19 protein-coding genes and 1 other RNA gene are annotated in these 19,714 nt (G+C 67.0%); 7 read left to right on the top strand and 13 right to left on the bottom strand.

The genetic code is table 11. The features are described 5' to 3' along the window. The 3 genes from FFS09_RS21265 to FFS09_RS21255 form a co-directional block, all read left to right on the top strand. Nucleotides 1–1,664 (top strand): MBL fold metallo-hydrolase (locus FFS09_RS21265; protein ID WP_137920907.1); only part of this gene is annotated, 1,664 nt, incomplete at its 5' end. Between the two features lie 20 nt (nucleotides 1,665–1,684). Further along, entirely contained in the window at nucleotides 1,685–2,098 is a 414-nt protein-coding gene (locus FFS09_RS21260) for a low affinity iron permease family protein (protein ID WP_137920906.1), read from the top strand. Between the two features lie 93 nt (nucleotides 2,099–2,191). Beyond that, a complete protein-coding gene (locus FFS09_RS21255) occupies nucleotides 2,192–2,653 on the top strand; it encodes a GAF domain-containing protein (protein WP_137920905.1) in 462 nt (153 codons plus the stop codon). A gap of 31 nt (nucleotides 2,654–2,684) precedes the next feature. Here FFS09_RS21255 and FFS09_RS21250 read toward each other — a convergent pair whose 3' ends face one another. Genes FFS09_RS21250 through FFS09_RS21235 form a run of 4 tightly spaced genes read right to left on the bottom strand, consistent with a single transcriptional unit; the run spans nucleotide 2,685 to nucleotide 6,775 of the window. Next, nucleotides 2,685–3,533, bottom strand: coding sequence for an HpcH/HpaI aldolase/citrate lyase family protein (locus FFS09_RS21250; protein ID WP_137920904.1), 849 nt, complete (start codon nucleotides 3,531–3,533; stop codon nucleotides 2,685–2,687). Nucleotide 3,534: 1 nt separating this feature from the next. Next, nucleotides 3,535–4,716 (bottom strand): CaiB/BaiF CoA transferase family protein, encoded by a 1,182-nt coding sequence (locus tag FFS09_RS21245; RefSeq protein WP_137920903.1) that lies wholly within the window; start codon nucleotides 4,714–4,716, stop codon nucleotides 3,535–3,537. Between the two features lies 1 nt (nucleotide 4,717). Next, nucleotides 4,718–5,887, bottom strand: coding sequence for an acyl-CoA dehydrogenase family protein (locus tag FFS09_RS21240; RefSeq protein ID WP_137920902.1), 1,170 nt, complete (start codon nucleotides 5,885–5,887; stop codon nucleotides 4,718–4,720). 9 nt (nucleotides 5,888–5,896) lie between these two features. Further along, nucleotides 5,897–6,775, bottom strand: coding sequence for an HTD2 family dehydratase (locus tag FFS09_RS21235; RefSeq protein ID WP_137920901.1), 879 nt, complete (start codon nucleotides 6,773–6,775; stop codon nucleotides 5,897–5,899). A 93-nt stretch (nucleotides 6,776–6,868) separates the two neighbouring features. Between FFS09_RS21235 and FFS09_RS21230 the strand changes: the two genes are divergently transcribed. Then, a complete protein-coding gene (locus tag FFS09_RS21230; protein ID WP_137920900.1) occupies nucleotides 6,869–7,783 on the top strand; it encodes a LysR family transcriptional regulator in 915 nt (304 codons plus the stop codon). 118 nt (nucleotides 7,784–7,901) lie between these two features. After that, nucleotides 7,902–8,543, top strand: coding sequence for a Crp/Fnr family transcriptional regulator (locus FFS09_RS21225; protein ID WP_252374463.1), 642 nt, complete (start codon nucleotides 7,902–7,904; stop codon nucleotides 8,541–8,543). Nucleotides 8,544–8,558: 15 nt separating this feature from the next. Here FFS09_RS21225 and FFS09_RS21220 read toward each other — a convergent pair whose 3' ends face one another. Beyond that, on the bottom strand, nucleotides 8,559–10,226 hold the full coding sequence (locus FFS09_RS21220) for an acyl-CoA synthetase (RefSeq protein ID WP_137920898.1): 1,668 nt from the start codon (nucleotides 10,224–10,226) through the stop codon (nucleotides 8,559–8,561). Between the two features lie 21 nt (nucleotides 10,227–10,247). Beyond that, a complete protein-coding gene (locus FFS09_RS21215) occupies nucleotides 10,248–10,970 on the bottom strand; it encodes a nitroreductase (protein WP_137920897.1) in 723 nt (240 codons plus the stop codon). Nucleotides 10,971–11,089: 119 nt separating this feature from the next. On the opposite strand from FFS09_RS21215, the gene FFS09_RS21210 reads away from it, so the two are divergent. Continuing rightward, nucleotides 11,090–11,797 (top strand): Crp/Fnr family transcriptional regulator, encoded by a 708-nt coding sequence (locus tag FFS09_RS21210; protein ID WP_137920896.1) that lies wholly within the window; start codon nucleotides 11,090–11,092, stop codon nucleotides 11,795–11,797. Here the strand turns inward: FFS09_RS21210 and FFS09_RS21205 are convergent. The 6 genes from FFS09_RS21205 to FFS09_RS21180 all read right to left on the bottom strand — a co-directional run bounded on the left by FFS09_RS21205 (nucleotide 11,794) and on the right by FFS09_RS21180 (nucleotide 16,387). Continuing rightward, the gene (locus FFS09_RS21205; RefSeq protein WP_137920895.1) at nucleotides 11,794–12,423 is read right to left on the bottom strand and encodes a DsbA family protein; all 630 of its coding nucleotides are present in this window, start codon (nucleotides 12,421–12,423) and stop codon (nucleotides 11,794–11,796) included. The two genes, FFS09_RS21210 and FFS09_RS21205, sit on opposite strands and share 4 nt — an antisense overlap. A 5-nt stretch (nucleotides 12,424–12,428) precedes the next feature. Next, on the bottom strand, nucleotides 12,429–13,109 hold the full coding sequence (locus FFS09_RS21200; protein ID WP_137920894.1) for a glutathione S-transferase N-terminal domain-containing protein: 681 nt from the start codon (nucleotides 13,107–13,109) through the stop codon (nucleotides 12,429–12,431). After that, nucleotides 13,106–13,888 carry an enoyl-CoA hydratase/isomerase family protein gene (locus tag FFS09_RS21195; protein WP_137920893.1) on the bottom strand — a complete coding sequence of 261 codons (783 nt, stop codon included), beginning with the start codon at nucleotides 13,886–13,888 and terminating at the stop codon, nucleotides 13,106–13,108. Before FFS09_RS21195 ends, FFS09_RS21200 begins: the two co-directional genes overlap by 4 nt. 113 nt (nucleotides 13,889–14,001) lie before the next feature. Beyond that, nucleotides 14,002–14,393, bottom strand: an RNA gene (rnpB, locus tag FFS09_RS21190) — RNase P RNA component class A. Nucleotides 14,394–14,416: 23 nt separating this feature from the next. Continuing rightward, nucleotides 14,417–15,772: an MATE family efflux transporter gene (locus FFS09_RS21185; protein WP_137920892.1), complete on the bottom strand. Its 1,356-nt coding sequence runs from the start codon at nucleotides 15,770–15,772 to the stop codon at nucleotides 14,417–14,419. Between the two features lie 30 nt (nucleotides 15,773–15,802). Continuing rightward, entirely contained in the window at nucleotides 15,803–16,387 is a 585-nt protein-coding gene (locus FFS09_RS21180; RefSeq protein ID WP_137920891.1) for a DUF2239 family protein, read from the bottom strand. Between the two features lie 120 nt (nucleotides 16,388–16,507). Here FFS09_RS21180 and FFS09_RS21175 point away from each other — a divergent pair, with 120 nt between their 5' ends. Next, complete coding sequence (locus tag FFS09_RS21175) at nucleotides 16,508–18,334, top strand: NAD(P)/FAD-dependent oxidoreductase (protein WP_137920890.1); 1,827 nt, start codon at nucleotides 16,508–16,510, stop codon at nucleotides 18,332–18,334. A gap of 24 nt (nucleotides 18,335–18,358) precedes the next feature. Here the strand turns inward: FFS09_RS21175 and FFS09_RS21170 are convergent, their stop codons facing one another. Further along, nucleotides 18,359–19,702, bottom strand: a complete 1,344-nt coding sequence (locus FFS09_RS21170; RefSeq protein WP_137920889.1) for an amidohydrolase — start codon at nucleotides 19,700–19,702, stop codon at nucleotides 18,359–18,361. Nucleotides 19,703–19,714 lie beyond the last annotated feature (12 nt).

Genomic DNA, 19,714 nt, shown 5'->3' with positions numbered 1-19,714 from the left:
CCGCCACCGTGCTGCTGCTGCGCGACAGCACCGACCCCGCCAAGCCCGGCATCGAGGTGCTGATGACGCGCCGTTCCATGACGGCGAGCTTCGCGCCCGGCGCCTATGTGTTCCCCGGCGGGGGCATCGACGCCGCCGACGCGCAGTCCCACGGCATTTCCACGCGGCGCGACACGCAAAGCGACCTGCACCTCACGCAGGCGATCGCCGCCATCCGCGAGAGCTATGAAGAACTCGGTGTGCTGCTCGCGCACCGGGCCGACGGCTCGCCGGTGGACGACAGCGACATCGCCACGCTCGACCGCAAGGCCCCGTTCACCGCGCAATGCCAGGCCAAGGGCCTCAAGCTCGATGGCGCGGGCGTGTTCGTGCTCGCGCACTGGATCACCGACCGCGACCTGCCGCGCCGCTTCGACGTGCCCTTCCTCGTCGCGCGCATGCCCGAAGGCCAGCAACCGGTGGCCGACGAGGCCGAGCAGTTCGAGCCCTGCTGGGTGCGCCCGGCCGATGCGCTGGAACGCCACAAGGCCGGTGGCTTCTTCATCATCTTCCCCACCATCCGCACGCTCGAACGCCTGCAGGCGTACCCCGACGTGCAAGCCGTGCTCGACGCCTGTGCGGCCAACGACGAACCGCTGTGGACGAGTTGCCCGCGCGCCGGTCTCACGCACGGCGCCGAATCGCGCCACATGGAGCACGAGCCGCCGTTCGGCGAACTCGCCATGGTCTGCCCCGACGGCCAGATCGCGCACAGCCTGGACTGGCAGCACGAGCAGCCGGTGCAGTTGCTCAAGAACGTGCAACGCCTGACCGCGCCCAACCCTGGCTTCATGACCGGCCCCGGCACCAACAGCTATGTGGTGGGTGACCCGGCCAGCGGCCACATCGTGATCGACCCGGGGCCGGACGAGCCCGCGCACATCGAGCGCCTGTGGCGCGCGGCCGGCGGCCGCATCCAGGCCATCGTCTGCACCCACTCGCACCCCGACCACTCGCCCGGCGCGCCGCGCCTGCAGGCGATGTGTGTCGCGGCAGGGCTGGAGAAGCCGCCCATCCTCGGTCTGCCCAGCGCGAGCACCTCGCGCGAGAACAGCCGCTTCACACCCGAGCGCGTGCTGGCCGATGGCGAACAACTGGTGCTGCTGGGCCAGGCCGGCGACGCCACCGTGTCGCACACGCTCGAAGTGGTGCACACGCCGGGCCACGCCGCCAACCACCTGTGCCTGGCGCTGGTGGAAGACGGCCTGCTGTTCACGGGCGACCACATCCTCAATGGCAGCACCACCGTGATCGACCCGCCCGACGGCAACATGGGCGCCTACCTCGACTCACTGGACAAGCTCGACGCGCTGTGCGAGCGCCACGGCATCGAGTTCCTGCTGCCGGCGCATGGCTACGTGCTGGGCGATCTGCGGCGCGCGGCCGACAACCCGAGCGCGCCGGAACATGGCGGCGCGCGCGCGGCCATTGCCCACCTCAAGTCACACCGGCTGGCGCGCGAGGCCAAGGTGGCGCGCGCCATGCAGGCCGCGCCCGACGGCTCGCCCGACGACTGGGTGAAGCTCGCTTATGACGACGTGCCCGACCGTTTGTGGCCCGTCGCCAAGCGCTCGCTGATGGCGCACGTGGAGCGCATCCAGAGCCTGGGTGGTTTCAACCTTTGATGAAAAGAACGGAGATCGCGATGGCCAAATCCAGCACCTGGTATTCGCGATTCGCCAAAGCCGCGTCCCATTTCTGCGGCCGCCCGCGCGTGTTCACCCTGGCGGTCGCGATGATCGTGGTGTGGGTGGTCACGGGGCCGCTGTTCGGCTTCAGCGACACCTGGCAACTGGTGATCAACACCGGCACGACCATCATCACCTTTCTGATGGTGTTCCTGATCCAGAACACGCAGAACCGCGACACCGAGGCCATGCAGGTGAAGCTGGACGAGCTCATCCGCGCGACCAAGGGCGCGCACACCGCCTTGCTGGACCTGGAGGAACTGGAAGAAGAGGAACTCGACGCGTTCCGTGCGAAGTACGAAGCGCTGGCCACACAGGCGCGGGCGCGGCTGAAGCGCGGGGAGGTCGATACGGACAGCCCGGAGGCTTGAAGTATGCCGGCGCACCACCGGAATTGAAAACCGGTGCCTCGGCCGAATTTCCGATTTAATGGACCATCCTTCCCACCTCTACAGAATCCGTTCATGACAAACGTCGGCCTGGAACAACTGCATGCCGCTCTTGAAGAAGATGGCCTTGACGGCGCGCTCAAGCTGCTCAACCAGTCCACCGAACACCGCTACACGGCGGTGTACCTCCTGCGCGACTCTTTGCTCAAGAATGTGGCGCTTTACGACAAGGCGGGAGAGGTCAAGCCGGAATACCTGGCCGAGGTCCCGCTGGGGGTGAGCTTCTGTCAGTTCGTCCTGCGCGAGGGCCAGTTCCTCACGAGCAACTCCGGCACCGATGACCGCCTGAACGGGCACCCTTACCAGGGCGTGATGGTGTCTTACAGCGGCGTCCCGGTGACAGACACACAGGGCAAGCTCTGCGGCACCCTGTGCCACTTTGACGTGGTGCAGAGAACCCTTTCCGACCAGAACTACGAGCTCCTCCAGCAGGCGGCAAAGGTGTTCAGCAACTTTCTGGCCCAGACGACCGGCTGAGTGCGGCGGCGCGTGCACGCGCCGCCTTTGGTCATTCGCCGGCGGCAGAGGCTTGCGCCAGTGTCTGTTGCGCCAACCGGATGACGGGCAGATCCACCATCTTGCCGTCCACCTGGATCACGGCCCCGCCGCTGGCCTGCGCCGCCTGCACGACGCGGCGCGCCCAGTCGACCTCCGCGGCAGCGGGTGTGAACGCCGCGTTCACGGCGTCGGCCTGCGAGGGATGGATGCACAGCTTGGCGCCAAAGCCCATGGCGCGCGCGCGCAAGGCATCGTGCCGCAGACGCGCCGAATCCGAGACATTCACCGTGACGCCATCGATCGGCGCGGCCAGCGCCGCGCGCCGCGACGCGGCCACGAACTGGAAGCGCACCGCCGCGAGTTCGGGTTCGTCGGGCGTGCACCGCATGCCGAGATCCAGCTGGAAATCGATGTGCCCGAACGCGAGGCGGCGAACCTGCGGGGCCCGAGCGATCTCGCGCAGGGCATCCAGTCCGGCGAGCGACTCCACCAGCGGCACGAGCGAGGCCGAGGGACCTAGCGCGGATGCCACCGCCCTCAAGGTTTCGACCGACTCCGCCTTCGGGGCCATCACACCGCACAAGCCACTGGCACACCCTGCGGCAATGGCCTGCAAATCCGCGGCGTGCCATTCGGTCTCGGCCGCGTTGATGCGGACCAGGGTTCGGCCGAGCCGAGACGCGTCGAACGCCTGCAGCGCATCGGCCAGCAAGGCGCGCGCGCGGTCTTTGTCGGACGGCACGACCGCGTCTTCCAGGTCGATGACCACGCAGTCCGCCCCGCTCCCCAGCGCCTTGGCAAACCGCTCCGGGCGTGACGCGGGCACGAACAGAAAGCTGCGCGCGGATGTGAGGCTCATTTCAGACCGCTCCCGCCATGCGCAGCGCGGCGATGTCGCCGTCCGTGCGGCCCAGGCCGCGCAGGATCGCCTCGCTGTGTTCGCCGATGCCGGGCACCGCGTCCATCCGGTAGTCGAAGCTGTCGTTCACCCCGGGCGGCAGGAACGCCTGCAGCTCGCCCACGGGCGAACCCACGGCGCGCAGGCGCTGGCGTGCTTTCAACTGCGGGTGCGCCCAGAGATCGCCCACGCGGTTCACGTAGGCATTGGCGATCTGCGCGCTGTCGAGCCGCTGGACGACCTGATCGGCGGACAAGGCCGAAAACGCCGCTTCGATGATGGCGCGCAGCTCGTCGCGCCGTTCGCTGCGCTTGGGGTTCAGGTCGAAGCGCGGGTCGGTGGCCAACTGCGGTTGTTGCAATACCTTGTCGCAGAACGCCTTCCATTCGCGCTCGTTCTGCAGGCCCAGCATCACGTCCTTGCCATCGCCCGCGCGGAACGGGCCATAGGGGTAGATGGTGGCGTGCGAAGCCCCGTTGCGCGTGGGCGCGGGCTGGTCTTCGTAGGCGTAGTACATCGGGAAGCCCATCCACTCGCCCAGCGCCTCCAGCATGGACACGTCGATGTGCGAGCCCACGCCCGTGCGTTGGCGCAGCATGAGCGCCGCGAGCACGTTGGTGTACGCGTACATACCGGCGGCGATGTCGGCGACCGAATTGCCGGCCTTGCAAGGTTCTTCCGGCGTGCCGGTGACGTCCAGAAAACCGGCTTCGCTCTGGATCAGCAGGTCGTAGGCCTTGCGGTCGCGGTAGGGCCCGTCCTCGCCGTAGCCCGAGATGTCGCAGCACACCAGCCGCGGGTTCAGCGCCTGCAGCGCGGTGTGGCCCAGGCCCATGCGCGCGGCGGCGCCGGGCGCGAGGTTCTGCACGAAGACGTCCGCGTCCTTCAGCAAGTCCATCAACACCGCGAAGGCGCCGGGCTGCTTGAGGTCGAGCGTCAGGCTTTCCTTGGAGCGGTTCACCCACACGAAATGCGAGGACAGGCCTTTCACGCGGTGGTCGTAGTCGCGCGCAAAATCCCCGCCGCCCGGGCGCTCCACCTTGATCACCCGTGCGCCGAGGTCGGCCAGTTGCCGTGTGCAAAACGGTGCGGCAATCGCGTGCTCGAGCGAGACCACGGTGATGCCATCGAGAGGACGGGGCATGTCAGAAGCTCCTTGGCAGGCCCAGCAGGTGCTCGGCCACGTACGAATAGATGAGGTTGGTGGAGATCGGCGCCACCTGGTAGAGGCGGGTCTCGCGGAATTTGCGCTCCACGTCGTATTCGTGCGCGAAACCAAAGCCGCCGTGCGTCTGCAGGCAGGTGTTGGCCGCCTCCCACGAGGCCTTGGCGGCCAGGTACTTGGCCATGTTCGCCTCCCCGCCGCAAGGCTTTCCCGCGTCGAACAGCGCGCAGGCCTTCCAGCGCATCAGGTTCGCGGCTTCGGTTTCGATGAAGGCATCGGCGATCGGAAACTGCACACCCTGGTTCTGCCCGATCGGGCGGTTGAACACGATGCGCTCGTTGGCGTAGGCCCGCGCCTTGTTCACGAACCAGTAGGCGTCGCCGATGCACTCGGCCGCGATGAGCGTGCGCTCGGCGTTGAGTCCGTCGAGGATGTACTTGAACCCCATCCCTTCGGTGCCGATCAGGTTCTTCGCCGGGATCTCGAGGTTGTCGAAGAACACCTCGTTGGTCTCGTGGTTCACCATGTTCGGGATCGGGCGTACCGTCATGCCGCTTCCGATGGCCTTGTGCAGGTCGACGATGAAGATGCTCATGCCCTCGCTCTTCTTCTTCACCTCGGCCAAGGGCGTGGTGCGCGCGAGCAGGATCATCAGGTCGGAATGCTGGATGCGCGAGATCCACACCTTCTGGCCGTTGACCACGTAGCGGTCGCCCTTGCGCACCGCCGTGGTCTTGAGTTGTGTCGTGTCGGTGCCGGTGGTGGGCTCGGTCACCGCCATGGTCTGCAGCCGCAACTGGCCGCTGGCGATGCCGGGCAGGTACTGCTGCTTCTGCTCGGGCGAGCCGTGGCGCAACAGCGTGCCCATGTTGTACATCTGCCCATGCACCGAGCCCGCGTTGCCCCCCGAGAGGTTCACCTCTTCCATCACCACGGAGGCTTCGGCCAGCCCGAGCCCCGAGCCGCCGTATTCCTGCGGGATCATGGCGGCCAGCCACCCGGCGGCCGTGAGCGCGTCGACAAAGGCTTCGGGGTAACCGCGCGCGGCATCGACGCCCTGCCAGTACGCGGCGTCATAGCGTCCGCAGAGGTCGCGCATCGCCTCGCGGATGTCCTGGTAGGCGTCGGGTGCGGGAATTTGATTTTTCATGGATGGGTTTCAAGCGAACTGAGCATCGGCCTGCATGGTGAGCGCGCCTTCGTGGTCCTGCGCCCAGAGCTGCGCGCCCTGGCCATCGGCCGACGGCTTGCCGCACACGCGAAAAGGGTGGGTATCCAACGTGGGACGCAAGGCCTTGAACGCGAAGCGGCGCACATGGGCGTCGGGCCGTTGCTGCACCGCCAGCTCGCTCAGCAGCGTGGCGATCAGGGGGCCGTGCACGACCAGGCCCGAATAGCCTTCCACGCCCGTCACGTAACTGCGGTCGTAGTGGATGCGGTGGCCGTTGAAGGTGAGCGCGGAGTAGCGAAACAGCAGCACCGGGTCCGGCTGGATGTCGCGCGACCACACCGCGTCGGTGGGTGCCGGTTGTGGCGCGGGCACCGGGTCGCTCGGCTGCGCGGCCGCGCGGTAGACGATGTCGTGCTCTTCGGTCAGTGCCACGGCGCCATCGCGCGAGACCTCGTGGCGCACCGTGACGAACACGAGGTCGCCAGAACGGCCCGCCTTGTGCGCCACCGAGGCGATGCGCGAGGTGCGCCGCACCGCGTCGCCCACGCGCAGCGGTGCGTGCCACTCCAGGCGGCCGCCGGCCCACATGCGGCGCGGCAAAGGCACCGGTGGCAGAAAGCCACCAAGGCGCGGATGCCCGTCGTCACCCAGATCCGATTGCGCCGCGCGCGGCAGAAAGTAGAGCCAATGCCAGAGCGGCCGAAGCGCGTCGCCGCGCTCGCCTGGTACGTTCGCGAGATCGAGGGTCGCGGCCAGACCGCGCACCGGGGCGGCGCTCAGGTCGTCGTCGAAGGTCTCTTCGCGGCCGATCCAGCCGCGCAGGTCTTGCAATGCCGCAGGCGTGATGCGGTGGTTGGTGGTGTCCATGGCGGGATCGTGCGCCCGCGGGCGCCTTCGCACAATGCGCCATTTCCCGACCGAGGCTTCGGAATTACCGAAGCCTCGTGGACAATGCCGCCCATGAACTTCAATGCCGTTGACCTGCGCCTGTTCATCGCGATCGCACAAAAATCCAGCATCACGCATGGTGCCGAAGCACGCCACCTGTCCCTGGCAGCGGCCAGCGCGCGCGTGAAAGCGCTCGAAGACGCGGCGGGTGTGCCTTTGCTGATTCGAAAGGCTCGGGGTGTGAAGCTCACCCCAGCGGGCGAGGCCTTCCTGCACCACGCGCGCGCGATCCTGCGCCAGACGGAGGCCTTGCGCGCGGAGTTGAACGAGTACTCGCGCGGCCTGCGCGGCCATGTGCGGGTGCACGCCAACACCACCGCCTTCACCGACATCCTGCCGCAGGTGCTGCCGGGTTTTCTCAAGACGCACCCGCGCGTCAACGTGGAGTTGCAGGAGCGCCAGAACGCCGAGATCCTGATCGACGTGCTCGATTGCAGCGCCGATCTCGGCATCGTCTCAGCCCGGGTGGATGCACCTGGCATCAGGAGCATCCACTTCAGCACCGACCGCCTGGTGCTGGTCGTGCCGCGCAGCCACCGCTTTGCGCGCCGCAAGCAGATCGCCTTTGCCGACACGCTGGACGAAGACTTCGTCGGCATGCACCCCAGCAGCACACTCACCGAGTTTCTCGCGTCGATCACGGCTGGCACCGGCAAGCCCATGCGCATCCGCGTGCAGCTCTCCAACTTCGACGCGGTCTGCCGCATGATCGGCACCGGTGTGGGCATTGGCATCGTCCCCGCCAGCAGTGCCCGGCGCAATCTGGTGGACATGCCGCTCGTGCAGGTCGAACTCAAGGACGCCTGGCGGGTGCGGGAGCGTTTCGTGATCTCGCGCGAAGGCGAGCCACTGCCGGCGTTCGCGCAGGCGCTGGTCGACGCGCTGATTGCGTTTCACGCCGACCGAAGTCTTGAAATAAAAGTGTGAAGCGCACCGGGGTTATTGGCATGGGTGACGATCCCCATGAGAATCATGGTCTCTCTTGCCTTGCCCGCCCGCCATGCCCGAAGACCCGTTGGAGCGCCTTCTTTCTCACTCGTCCTGGATGACCTGTCTGACGGACGTGCAGGCCAGTCGGGTGCGCCAAGAGATCTCCATCGTGTCCTTTGCCGCAGGCACCACGGTGTGCGCGCGGCACACACCCTCGGCGCATTGGCTCGGTGTGGTCGGCGGCATGCTCAAGCTGGAGAACATTTCGGAGGGCGGCAAGAGCAGCAGCTTTGCGAGCGTGCCGGCCGGCGCCTGGTTCGGCGAGGGCGCTGTGCTCAAGGGTGAGCTGAGGCCCTACGAGGTCGTGGCCTTGCGCGACAGCCGGGTGGCCTTCCTGCCGCGTGACACCTTTCTGCGGCTGCTGGAAGAAAGCCACCCGTTTGCGCTCTGGTTGATCGCGCACCTGAATGCACGGCTGGGGCACTACGTGGCGCTGGTTCAGAACTTCCGCTTGGGGGACACCACGGCGCAAGTGGCTTACAGCCTCTCCGGCCTCTTCAACCCCGCGCTGTTCCCCAGCACGGAGCGGTGCATCACGATCTCCCAGGAAGAGCTGGGGCGCCTCAGCGGCGTGTCCCGCCAGGTGGTCAACAAGGCCTTGCAGGAGTTGCAGGAACGCGGTGCCATCCGTGTCAGCTACGGATCGATCGAGGTGGTTGACCTCAAGGTGCTGCAGGACGTGGCGCGCGAGGCATGAGGCGCGGGACGCCGCTCAGACGTCCGCCGCCAGCCCGGCCAGCCGCGTGATGGCATCGCGGCTGCCCGCGATCTCCCGCAACCGGAACTTCTGGATCTTGCCCGTGGCCGTCTTGGGAAGGGCATCGAACACCACGCGGCGCGGGCACTTGAAGTGGGCCAGATGGCTGCGGCAGAACCCGATCAGTTCGCTCTCGCTGACCACATCCGCGCCGGGCTTGAGTTCAACGAAGGCGCAGGGCACTTCACCCCAGCGCTCGTCCGGCTGGGCGACCACAGCGGCATGCAGCACCGCGGGGTGCCGGTGCAGGACGTCCTCGACCTCCACCGATGAAATGTTTTCGCCGCCCGAGATGATGACGTCCTTGGAGCGGTCCGTGATCTGGAGGTAGCCATCCGGATGCACGACGGCGATGTCGCCGGTGTGGAACCAGCCGCCCGCGAAGGCTTGCGCGGTGGCTTCGGGGTTCTTCAGATAGCCCTTCATCACCGTGTTGCCACGGACCATGATCTCGCCCGCCGTGGCGCCATCGTGCGGCACTTCCCGCAGGGTCTGGGGGTCGAGGACGCGCAGGTCTTCCAGTGCCGCCGCGCGCACGCCCTGGCGCGCCTGCAGCCGCGCGCGATCGGCCGGCGGCAACGCGTCCCACTCGGGCTGGCGGACGCAGCTCACCGGCGTGCCCGAGATTTCGGTGATGCCGTAGACGTGGTCAACATCGAACCCCATGGCGGCAATGGCCTGGAGGATCGCGGCGGGCGGTGGCGACCCCGCCGTCAGGATGCGAACCCGGCGCGGCAGCGGCTTGCGCTCCTCGGGTGTCGCGTTGGCAAGCATGGCCAGCACCGTGGGCGCGGCACAGAAATGGTCCACGCCGTGTTCCACGATCGCGTCGAAGATGGTCTGTGCGCTGACCTTGCGCAAGCACACGTGGGTGCCCGCCGCCGCGGTGATCGCCCAGGTGAAGCACCAGCCGTTGGCGTGGAACATCGGCAAGGTCCACAAGTAGACGGGCGCCCGTGGAACGGCCCAGTCGGTGAGCTGAAGCAGGCTCATCAGGTAGGTGCCCCGGTGGCTCGGGACGACACCTTTCGGGTCTCCCGTGGTACCTGAGGTGTAGTTGAGCGCGATGGGGTCCCACTCGTCCTGCGGCCAGACGCCGTCGAATGCAGGGTCCCCTTCGGCCAGCAGCGTCTCGTAATCCAGCCCTTCGGTGGTTGTGCCTGCGGGTGTCGCCACATCATCGATCCGGATCAGCAAGGGCGCGTGCTCCAGCATCGCAACGGCTTGTGCCGCGAGCGCCGAGAACTCGCTGTCCACCAGCAGAACCCGCGATTCCCCATGGCGCAGGATGAAGGCGATGCCCTGCGCATCCAGCCGGCAGTTGATGGCGTTGAGCACCGCACCGGAAAGAGGGACGCCGAAATGCGCTTCCAGCATCGCAGGCGTGTTGGGCGCCAGCACGGAGACCGTATCGCCGCGCTGCACGCCGCGGCGTACCAGGGCGCTGGCCAGGCGGTAGGCCCGCTCCCGCGTTTTCGCCCAGGTCTGGCGCAGCCCTGCATGCACCAGCGCGACCCGCTGCGGATGCACCTGCGCGCTGCGGTCCAGGAACCCGAGGGGCGTGAGCGGCACATGGTTCGCCTCGACACGCTCCAGGCCATGCCGGTAGGGATTTCGATGCATGCGGTGGTCTCCAGTGTTTTCTCAGCTGTGAAATGTCGTGAACGAACCCACGCTCTCTCGGTGCGTGACCAGTGCGTTCTCGATGCGGCTCGGATCGGCATAGCCCAGGCTCATGCCACACACCACCATGTCCGTGTCGGGAATGGCGAGTTCGCGGGCAATGACCCGATGGAACTTTGTGAAAGCCACCTGCGCACAGGTATCGAGCGAACGGGCGCGCGCGGCCACCATCACGCTTTGCAGGAACATGCCGTAGTCGATCAGGCTGCCCGCCTGCATCACCCGGTCGATCGTGAAGATCAGGCCGACGGGTGCGTCAAAGAACCGGTAGTTGCGACCGTGCTGCGCGTGCATGCGGGCCTTGTCGGTCTTTGCAATGCCCAGCAAACCGTACAGGTCCCATCCGACCTTGCGACGGCGGTCCAGATAGGGCGGCACCCAGTCCCGCGGGTAGTAGGTGTAGGGCTCTTCCAGCGCCGCTGCCTGGGATGGGTCGTCGTCCACGGCAGCAATCGCCGTGCTCAGCCTGTCCTTGGCCGCACCGGTGAGCACGTGCACTTTCCATGGCTGGGTGTTCACCCCCGACGCGGCATGGCGGGCCACGTTCAGAATGGCATCGATCTCCTCTCTGTCCACGTCGGCAGGCAGGAAAGCGCGGATGCTGCGTCGCGACACGACGGCCCAATCGACGGCGCCGCGCAGCTGAGACGGCGGGATGGCGGGTGCGGGATCGAGTCGGTTCATGGCGTGGGCATCGGGCAGGACATGCCGGGATGCTATCGGCGCATGCCCGCCATGACTGTCGATCGAAAGACAGTCATGCGCGCAGACGTAAACTCGTTTGCGATGCCAGACCCACATCCATGACCACGCGCGAAACACAGCAACCGCCTGAGAACCTCCTTCAGTTTCTGGAACGGTTCTCCTGGTATCGCGCGTTGCCCGCGGAACTGCAGACCCTGGTGCTCAGGTCGACGACGGAAAAAACGGCGGCGGCTGGCGACTACCTGGCCCGCGCCGGTGAGCCCTGCCTGCACTGGTACGGCGTGGAGCGTGGATTTCTTCAGATGTATGTCGTCGGGAGCGACGGCAGCGAGACCACGCTGCTGTGCCTGCGTGAGGGGCAGTGGGGTGGCGACGGCTCACTTCTGAAAAAGGAACTGCGGCGCTATGACCTGCGTGCGTTGACGCCCGCGCACATCTTCATGGTCCCCGTCGACACCTTCCAGACCTTGCGCGGATCGTCGATCGAGTTCAACCAATACCTCTGCGACATCCTGAACGAGCGCATGGGCACTTTCGTCAGCATGTTGGCGGCCTCGCGCTTGCTGGGCCCGGAGATGCGCGTGGCGCGCGGCTTGTTGATGCTCGCCAACGACCGCGCCGGCGACGCGCAGGAAATATTGATTCCGCAACAGGAACTGGCGTTGATCTGCGGACTCTCCCGCCAGCGGGTGAACATGGCCATCAGCGATTTCAGGCGCGCCGGGTTCGTGCGAACAGAGCTGCACAAAGGCATCCTGGTCGTGGACGTCGCGCAATTGCGCGCCTACGTAATGCAGGCCGACTAAGCGTCCGCTGCTTTCGCGTTGACAAGCCCCTGTTCAAACTTCGCCTTCAGCAGATCCAGCCGGTCTCCGCCCCAGAAAAGCTCGCCTTCGCAGACGAACGTGGGGGCGCCAAACACCCCGAGACTCTCTGCGTGAACCAAGGCCTCTTCCAGCGCGCGATAACCCGCACCGAGTTGGAAATCGCGCCACTCGCTCGCCTGCAGACCGGCCGCGACCAGCGCGCCCTCGAGCGCCACCGCGGATTCGAGGTCGAACTCGCGCCGCCAGAAGGCGGCCAGCATCGGATCAAGAAACGCCCACAAGCGTCCACGCGACTTGGCGAACAGAAAGGCCTGGCTGGCAAGCGATGCGTCCCACAGCTTGACCGTGGATCGGATCGTCAAACCCTGAAGCTTGGCCAGTCGGCGGCAATCCATGTACAGGTACTTCACCTTGGCGACGTCGCGGCTGGATCGCTGTTCCACCTCGCCGCCGTAGGCCGCGCGGAAGTCGGTGATGAAAGGCCACCAGTCGAAGGGAACGCCGAAACGGTGCGACAGTTCCCGCGCAGGGCCGAGGGCGAGGTAGGAGTAGGGGCTTCTCAGGTCGACGAACGCGTCGACCCCGCCCAGGTGTTGCGTGCTCATGGGCGCTACGGCTTCCTGAAAAGGTTTTCCTTCGCCTCGGCAGACGTCGTGACGTCGACCCAGCTGTCGCGCAGGAGGTCCACACCGCGACCCACGCCAGGCCGCGCGCGAACGCGCCCGTACCAGGCCTGCACCCGCGGGAACCCGTCCAGGGCAACGCCCGTGAGCTTGTGGATGCGGATCCAGGGGAAACACGCCATGTCGGCGATCGAGTAGTCGCCGCAGATGTAGTCCCGTCCCTGCAGCCGGTCGTCGAGGACCTTCAGCAGGCGCCGCGATTCGTTCTGGTAGCGCGTGATGCCGTAGGGCACCGGTTCCGGCGCATAACGAAAGAAGTGCTGCGCCTGCCCCATCATCGGGCCCAGGCCCCCGACCTGCCAGAACAGCCACTGCAGCACCTCACTGCGGGCCCGGGTCTCGGCGGGAAGAAACCGCCCCTCTTTCTCGGCCAGGTACACCATGATCGCGCCGGTCTCGAACACGCTCAGTGGCGCACCGCCATCGGCCGGCGCGTGATCGACGATCGCGGGAATCTTTCCATTGGGGTTGATGGCCAGGTAGTCGGCGCCGTGCTGGTCGCCCTTCGTGATGTTGACGGGAACGATCCGGTAGGGAATCTCCAGCTCCTCGACGAGGATCTGCAGCTTGTGGCCATTCGGCGCGGGCCAGCTGTACAGGTCGATCATCGGGGGCCCTTGCGCATGATCTCCTGCCTGCGCCGGTCCTGGGCGCGGCGGTTGCCCGGATCGCTCATGCCGACGGCGATGTGTTCGTCCAGCGCCACCGTCCGTTCGTGGATCTGCCGCAGCACGCTGTCCTGCAAGGCCTTCTTGGACATGGCATAGGCCGTGTTGCAGTCCGGCGTGATGCACTTCGCGTAGCCGATGGCGGTGGCGAGCAACTGGTCGGGCTCGACGACCTCGTGGAAGAAGCCCAACTGGGCGGCCTCGTCGAAGGGGTACAGCTTGCCCCGCAGGGTGGTCAAGGCGCCGACCTGGTCCCCCAGGGTGTACTTGATGATTTCCACGTAGGCAGCCGGCATGGGAATGCCGATGGGCACTTCGTTCAATCCGAATTTTGTCGCGGGCTTGCGCGCGGCCACGCGGAAGTCGCAGTCCAGGGCCGTGATCAGCCCACCGGCGATGGCATGCCCGTTCACGGCGGCCACCGTCGGCCGCGGGTAGGTGAAGATGCGCAAATTGGTTTCGCGGTACGCGCTGTACCACTGCCGGACCTTGTCGTCGCTCCCGCTTCCAAAGATGTCGAAGCTGTACTGGAAGTCGATGCCGGCGGAGAACACGTCACCCTCGCCGGTCAACACCACTGGCAGCTCGTGGAATTCTGTCTCCAGGCGGTCGAACGCGCCATGCAGGTCGGCGAAGAACTGGTCGTTCTGCACGTTGACCTTGTTGGTGTTCATGCGCACCACCGCGCAGTCCTCGATCACCTCAATCGTCCAAGCCATGTTGTCTCCTTCGTACCGCGCTCAAACCAGCGCGCGTTGAAGGTAGCAAGCTCATGGCGTTCGCGTTGTCTTTGCAACGACAAGGCCGACCAGGTGCCCAGGGGGCAAATAAAGTGTGAAGCGCACCTTTACGCCGGATTCTGTGCATCCAGGTTGCCCCGGATGTGACCGCCATTCATCTGGGCCGGGGGTTGCCCACCCGGCTCGGTGCTACCTACCCGCCAGCTCCGCGGAACCACGTCAACGCTGGCCTATTTGGTATTGCTGCGCGTAGAGATTGCCCGTTTCACCCACCTTGGTTGCTCGTACCTTCGGCTTTCGCCTACGGTGCGGCACCCAAGGTGACTCGTCTCTGTTGCTCTGATCCTCACCTTAGGACCTTTCGGGCGAACCCGTCGGGCTTGTCGGTGGAGAGGTGTTACCTCCTACGCTGTCCTGTGCAGTCCGGACGTTCCTCCAGCACTCCCTTTCGGGGTATCGTGCCAGCGACGGCCTGGTGCGCTTCACGGGTGGATTATCCCCTGTGTCTCAAACCAACCGTTCGATCTTGCGGTGGCGCCACACGAAGCGGTAGTAGCAGGTCTGCAGCACCAGCATGGCCACGTACGCCACCGGGAACGCGACCCACACACCCGCCAGGCCCATCTGGCCATTGAGCAAATACGCCGCGGGCAGCTGGACACCCAGAATGCAGAAGACCGAGATCGCCATCGGCACCATCACGTCGCCACTGGCGCGCATGAGACCGCCCACGATGGCCTGGAAGCCGAACACCAGAATGCTCCACAACATGATGTGCAACAGGTGCGCGGCCTGCGCGCGCGCAGCGGGCTCGGGCAGGAACAGGCCCATCAGCTTGTGCGAGAGCACATAGCCCACCAGCACCAGCGTGCCGGTGAGCGCCAGGTTGAGCCACAGGCCGGTGCGCAGGATCGCGCTCAGGCGGTCGACGCGGCCCGCGCCAATGGACTGCGCGGCGAGGATGGACGCGGTGATCGCGATCGACAGCGCCGGGAACTGCACGTAGTTCACCACCTGCGTGACCGCACCGTACGCGGCCGTGGCCTGCGAGCCGTGGCTGTTCACCAGCGCGAGGATGATCAGCTCGGACAGCGAGATCACCACCATCTGCAGGCCCGTGGGCAGGCCGATGCGCATCACCTTGCCGAGGATGTCGCGGTCCAGCCGCAGGGCGCCGAGCAGTTCGCGGTCGAAGGCCAGCACGTGGTGCCGGCGCCCGAGCCGCCACACCAGGAAGCCCAGCGCCGCCGCGTACGACACCAGCCCCGCGTACGCCGCGCTTTGAATGCCCAGACGCGGCAGGCCGAGCCAGCCTTGGATGAGTGCGGGCGTCAGCAGCAGCCCCAGCGCGGTCGACAGCAACAGCGCGATCAGGGGCGACACGGTGTCGCTCACGCCGCGCAGCAACTGCGTGAACAGAATGAACACCAGCAGCAGCGGCATGATGAGCAGCATCACCCGCGCATAGGCCACCGCGTCGTCGATCACGTCCAGCGGCGTGCCCAGCGCCTGCATGGCCGGGCGCGCGAACGCCACGCCCACGACCGCGGCCACCACGCCGATCAACGCGCCCAGCACCAGGGCCGTGCCCGCGATGGTCTTGACCTTGTGCGGCTGCCGCGCGCCCCAGGCCTGGCCGATCAGCACCGACGCGCCCGCGCCAATGCCGATCACCAGCGAGATGAAGAAGAACACGATCGGGAACATGCCCGAGACCGCCGCCAGCGCGTGCGTGCCGAGCATCTGGCCGATGAAGATGCCATTGAGCGTGCCCGACAGCCCTTGCAGGATGTTGGACAGCACCATGGGCACCAGAAAAACGAGATAGACGCGCCAGAGCGGGCCTTTGGGGGCGTTGGGCATGGAAATTCCGTGAAGTAAGAATGCGTGCGATCAGGTGGACGGCGGGGAAGCGGCCTCGGGCGCGAAGGCATCGCGCGCCAACCAGGCCAGGTGCGACTGCACGTCGGGTGGCCATTCGGCGATGCTGCGGGCGAAAGCCTCGGCATCTTGCCCGAACAACGCGCGCGACGCTTCCTCGAAGCCCGCGAAGCCACCGGCGATGGCGCTCATGAAACGGTAGGCGCGTTCCTTGGCCTGTCGCCAGCCATCGCGGTCGGCGTGGCTGCGGCGCGCCTCTTCCACCAGACGCCGCAAGGCCGCCGATGCGCCGCCCGGTTGCTGCGCGAGCCACTCCCAGTGGCGCGGCAGCAGCGTGACTTCGCGCGCCACCACCCCCATACGGGGTCGCCCCACCTGCGGGGCCGCGGCGGCCTTGGCCGCCGCCGCGGGTGCCGATGGATAGCCCGGCGGCCAGGGATGGTCGACCTGCGCGCCCGTGGTGTCGTCGAACACCAGCAGCCCGCCGGCCGACAGGTCGAGCACGGCAAGGGCCTGCGCCACGGCGTCGTAAGGGCCAAAAGCAACACGGCGTGCGCCGAGAAAGGCGGTGCAACTGGGGATGGTGGATTCGTTCATGTGGCGCATTGTACCCGGGTTTAATGATTTCATCCGGGTTATTTAAAGGGGCCGCATTGACGACAATAGGCGGCTTCGTTTTCCTGTCCTCTGCTTGATCAACACAAGCCCCACGACAACATGATCCGCCTCTCCGAACTCAAACTCCCGCTGGCCGCCGTGCCGGCCGAGCACCGCCGCGCGGCCGACGCGCCCACCGAAACCGACGACGATCGCCTGCCCCCGCCACACCCGGTGGACGCGCTGACCGCGATGGCCGCCACCGCGCTGGGCATCGAAATGGCTCAGATCGCCGATGTGCGGGTCTTCAAGCGCAGCTTCGATGCGCGCAAGGCCGACCTGCTCGCGGTCTACATCGTCGACGTCGCGCTGATCGACCCGGCGCGGGAAGCCGCCCTGCTCACCACCCACGCGGGCCACCCGCACATCCAGCCCACGCCCGACATGGCCTGGCAGCCGCCCGGCCACGCACCCGCGCACTGGCCTGCCGACGAGCGCGACCGCCCGGTGGTGGTGGGCCTGGGGCCCTGCGGCCTGTTCACCGCACTGGCGCTGGCGCAGATGGGGTTCCGGCCCATCGTGCTCGAACGCGGCAAGCCGGTGCGCGAACGCACCAAAGACACCTGGGGCCTGTGGCGCAAACACGTGCTCAACCCCGAGAGCAACGTGCAGTACGGCGAAGGCGGCGCGGGCCTGTTCTCCGACGGCAAGCTCTACAGCCAGATCAAGGACCCGCGCTTCCTCGGCCGCAAGGTCATGCACGAGTTCGTGGACGCGGGCGCGCCGCCCGAAATCCTCTACACGGCGCACCCGCACATCGGCACCTTCAAGCTGGTGCGCGTGGTCGAGGCCATGCGCGAAAAAATCGTCGCGCTCGGCGGCGAGATCCGCTTCCAGCACCAGGTCTGCGGCATCGGCCTGGCGCGCGACGGCGATGCACAGCGCATCGACACGCTGCAGGTGCGCCGGCTCGACACGGACGAGGCCTTCACCATGCCGGTGAACCGCGTGGTGCTCGCGCTGGGCCACAGCTCGCGCGACACGTTTGCGCGGCTCTGGGACGCCGGCGTGTTCCTGGAAGCCAAGCCGTTCTCCATCGGCTTTCGCATCGAGCACCCGCAAGGCGTGATCGACCGCGCGCGCTGGGGCCGCCACGCCGGCCACCCGCTGCTGGGCGCGGCCAACTACAAGCTGGTGCACCACGCGAAGAACGGCCGCGCGGTCTACAGCTTCTGCATGTGCCCGGGCGGCATGGTGGTGGCGGCCACCTCCGAGCCGGGCCGTGTGGTCACCAACGGCATGAGCCAGTACTCGCGCAACGAGCGCAACGCGAATGCCGGCATCGTCGTCGGCATCGAACCGGTCGATTTCCCGCAAACGTTCCCGCAGGACGCACCGCTGTGGAGCGCCGCCTTCGGCGAGGCCGACGGCGCGCGTTACGCCGAACAAGCCCGAGCGCTCGTCCAGGAAGGCAAGAGCCATCCGTTGGCTGGCGTGGTGCTGCAGCGCCAGCTGGAGGCGCGCGCCTACCAGCTCGGTGGCCACAACTACGACGCACCGGCGCAACTGGTGGGCGACTTCCTGAAGCAACAGGCGTCCAGCGCGCTCGGTGAGGTGGAGCCGTCGTACCAACCGGGCGTGAAGCTCGGCGACCTCGCCCCTGCCCTGCCCGCCTACGCCATCGAGGCCATGCGCGAGGCGCTGCCGGTGTTCGGCCGCAAGATCAAGGGTTACGACATGGCCGACGCGGTGCTCACCGGCGTGGAAACGCGCACCTCGTCGCCGCTGCGCATCACGCGCGGCACGGACGACTGCCAGAGCCTGAACACGCGCGGCCTGTACCCGGCTGGCGAAGGCGCGGGTTATGCAGGCGGCATCCTGTCGGCCGGCGTGGATGGCCTGAAAGTGGCCGAGGCGCTGGTGCGCGACCTGCTCAAAGCCGTTTGAGGCCGCCCACCGCCAACCGTTGGCTTACTTGCGCGCCATCGCCATGTAGTCCACCGTGAGGTGCGACAACGTGCGCACGCCGACCAGCAGGCTGGCCTCGTCCATGAGGAAGCGCGGCGAGTGGTTGGGCTCGGCCTTGGAGGCATCCTGACCCACCGGCGTGGCGCCGACGAACACGAACATGCCCGGCGCGGCCTGCGCGAAGAACGAGAAGTCTTCGCCGCCGGTGCTTTTCTGGATCACCTCGGGCTTCGCGCCCGGCACGCGCCGCAGGCTCGGCGCCATCTTCTCGGTCAGGACCGGGTCGTTCACGGTCGCGGCATAACCGTCGGCCTCGAAGTGCACGTGCGCCGAACCGCCGCCGCTTTGCGCGATCAGCGACGCGGTCTCACCCATGCGCTTCATGATGAACTGGCGCATGCCTTCGTCGTAGGTGCGCAGCGTGCCGCTCATCTTCACCTCGTCGGGAATGATGTTGTAGCGGGTGCCGGCGTTGAACGTGCCCACGCTCAGCACCGACGGCTCCCGGGTCACGTTGACCTGCCGGCTCTCGATGGTCTGGAAGCCCAGCACGATCTGCGAGGCCAGCACGATCGGGTCCACGCCGGACCAGGGCTGCGAGCCGTGGGTCTGGCGGCCCTTGACGTCGACCTTGAAGGCGTCCGAACCGGCCGTGATGGGGCCGGCCTTGTAGCCGATCGTGCCGGTGTTGGCGCCCGAACTCAGGTGCAGGCCGAACACGACATCGGGCTTGGGTGCGTCGAACGCACCCTCGGTCAGCATGCGGCGCGAGCCGCCAATCTCGCCGTTCGGCAGCTTTTCTTCGGCCGGCTGGAACAGCAGCTTGACGGTGCCGGGCAGGCGGTCCTTCATCGAGGCCAACACCTCGGCCACGCCCATCAGGATGGCGACGTGGCCATCGTGGCCGCAGGCGTGCATCACGTCGACTTCCTTGCCATCCCAGACGGCCCGGACTTTGGAGGCGAAGGGCACGTCGACCTGTTCCTTCACCGGCAGCGCGTCCATGTCGGCGCGCAACGCCACCACGGGGCCGGGCTTGCCGCCCTTGAGCGTGGCGACCACGCCGGTCACGGCGACGCCTTCGCGCACCTCGAAGCCCAGCTTCTTCAGGTGCGCCGCCACCAGGGCCGCGGTGCGCTTTTCCTGGTTGCCCAGCTCCGGATGCTGGTGGATGTCGCGGCGCCAGTCGATCACCTTCTGTTCGATGGACTTGGAGCTTTGCGCGATCAGCGGGTACAGCGCCTGTGCGGCCGCGGGCGGCGGTGGGGCGGATGCGGTCTGTGCCGCGGCGCAGAAGGAGAGAACGGCGAACGAAACGGGCAGCAGCAGGCGGGAGCGGTGGGTCATGGAGGTCCTTGA

This window comes from Hydrogenophaga sp. 2FB (assembly GCF_005503365.1).
GTDB lineage: Bacteria > Pseudomonadota > Gammaproteobacteria > Burkholderiales > Burkholderiaceae_C > Hydrogenophaga.
The sequence above is the reverse complement of the archived record's forward strand: the minus strand, read 5'-3'. Positions and strand labels throughout refer to the sequence as shown.

What these genes read in the sequence shown, in the direction of transcription:
- FFS09_RS21260 (WP_137920906.1), top strand. Translation starts at nt 1,685, where the DNA reads ATGGCCAAATCCAGCACCTGGTATTCGCGATTCGCCAAAGCCGCGTCC.
- FFS09_RS21195 (WP_137920893.1), bottom strand. Translation starts at nt 13,888, where the DNA reads ATGGCTTGGACGATTGAGGTGATCGAGGACTGCGCGGTGGTGCGCATG.
- FFS09_RS21205 (WP_137920895.1), bottom strand. Translation starts at nt 12,423, where the DNA reads ATGAGCACGCAACACCTGGGCGGGGTCGACGCGTTCGTCGACCTGAGA.
- FFS09_RS21200 (WP_137920894.1), bottom strand. Translation starts at nt 13,109, where the DNA reads ATGATCGACCTGTACAGCTGGCCCGCGCCGAATGGCCACAAGCTGCAG.
- FFS09_RS21210 (WP_137920896.1), top strand. Translation starts at nt 11,090, where the DNA reads ATGACCACGCGCGAAACACAGCAACCGCCTGAGAACCTCCTTCAGTTT.
- FFS09_RS21235 (WP_137920901.1), bottom strand. Translation starts at nt 6,775, where the DNA reads ATGGACACCACCAACCACCGCATCACGCCTGCGGCATTGCAAGACCTG.
- FFS09_RS21170 (WP_137920889.1), bottom strand. Translation starts at nt 19,702, where the DNA reads ATGACCCACCGCTCCCGCCTGCTGCTGCCCGTTTCGTTCGCCGTTCTC.
- FFS09_RS21180 (WP_137920891.1), bottom strand. Translation starts at nt 16,387, where the DNA reads ATGAACGAATCCACCATCCCCAGTTGCACCGCCTTTCTCGGCGCACGC.
- FFS09_RS21220 (WP_137920898.1), bottom strand. Translation starts at nt 10,226, where the DNA reads ATGCATCGAAATCCCTACCGGCATGGCCTGGAGCGTGTCGAGGCGAAC.
- FFS09_RS21225 (WP_252374463.1), top strand. Translation starts at nt 7,902, where the DNA reads ATGACCTGTCTGACGGACGTGCAGGCCAGTCGGGTGCGCCAAGAGATC.
- FFS09_RS21175 (WP_137920890.1), top strand. Translation starts at nt 16,508, where the DNA reads ATGATCCGCCTCTCCGAACTCAAACTCCCGCTGGCCGCCGTGCCGGCC.
- FFS09_RS21240 (WP_137920902.1), bottom strand. Translation starts at nt 5,887, where the DNA reads ATGAAAAATCAAATTCCCGCACCCGACGCCTACCAGGACATCCGCGAG.
- FFS09_RS21250 (WP_137920904.1), bottom strand. Translation starts at nt 3,533, where the DNA reads ATGAGCCTCACATCCGCGCGCAGCTTTCTGTTCGTGCCCGCGTCACGC.
- FFS09_RS21215 (WP_137920897.1), bottom strand. Translation starts at nt 10,970, where the DNA reads ATGAACCGACTCGATCCCGCACCCGCCATCCCGCCGTCTCAGCTGCGC.
- FFS09_RS21230 (WP_137920900.1), top strand. Translation starts at nt 6,869, where the DNA reads ATGAACTTCAATGCCGTTGACCTGCGCCTGTTCATCGCGATCGCACAA.
- FFS09_RS21255 (WP_137920905.1), top strand. Translation starts at nt 2,192, where the DNA reads ATGACAAACGTCGGCCTGGAACAACTGCATGCCGCTCTTGAAGAAGAT.
- FFS09_RS21245 (WP_137920903.1), bottom strand. Translation starts at nt 4,716, where the DNA reads ATGCCCCGTCCTCTCGATGGCATCACCGTGGTCTCGCTCGAGCACGCG.
- FFS09_RS21185 (WP_137920892.1), bottom strand. Translation starts at nt 15,772, where the DNA reads ATGCCCAACGCCCCCAAAGGCCCGCTCTGGCGCGTCTATCTCGTTTTT.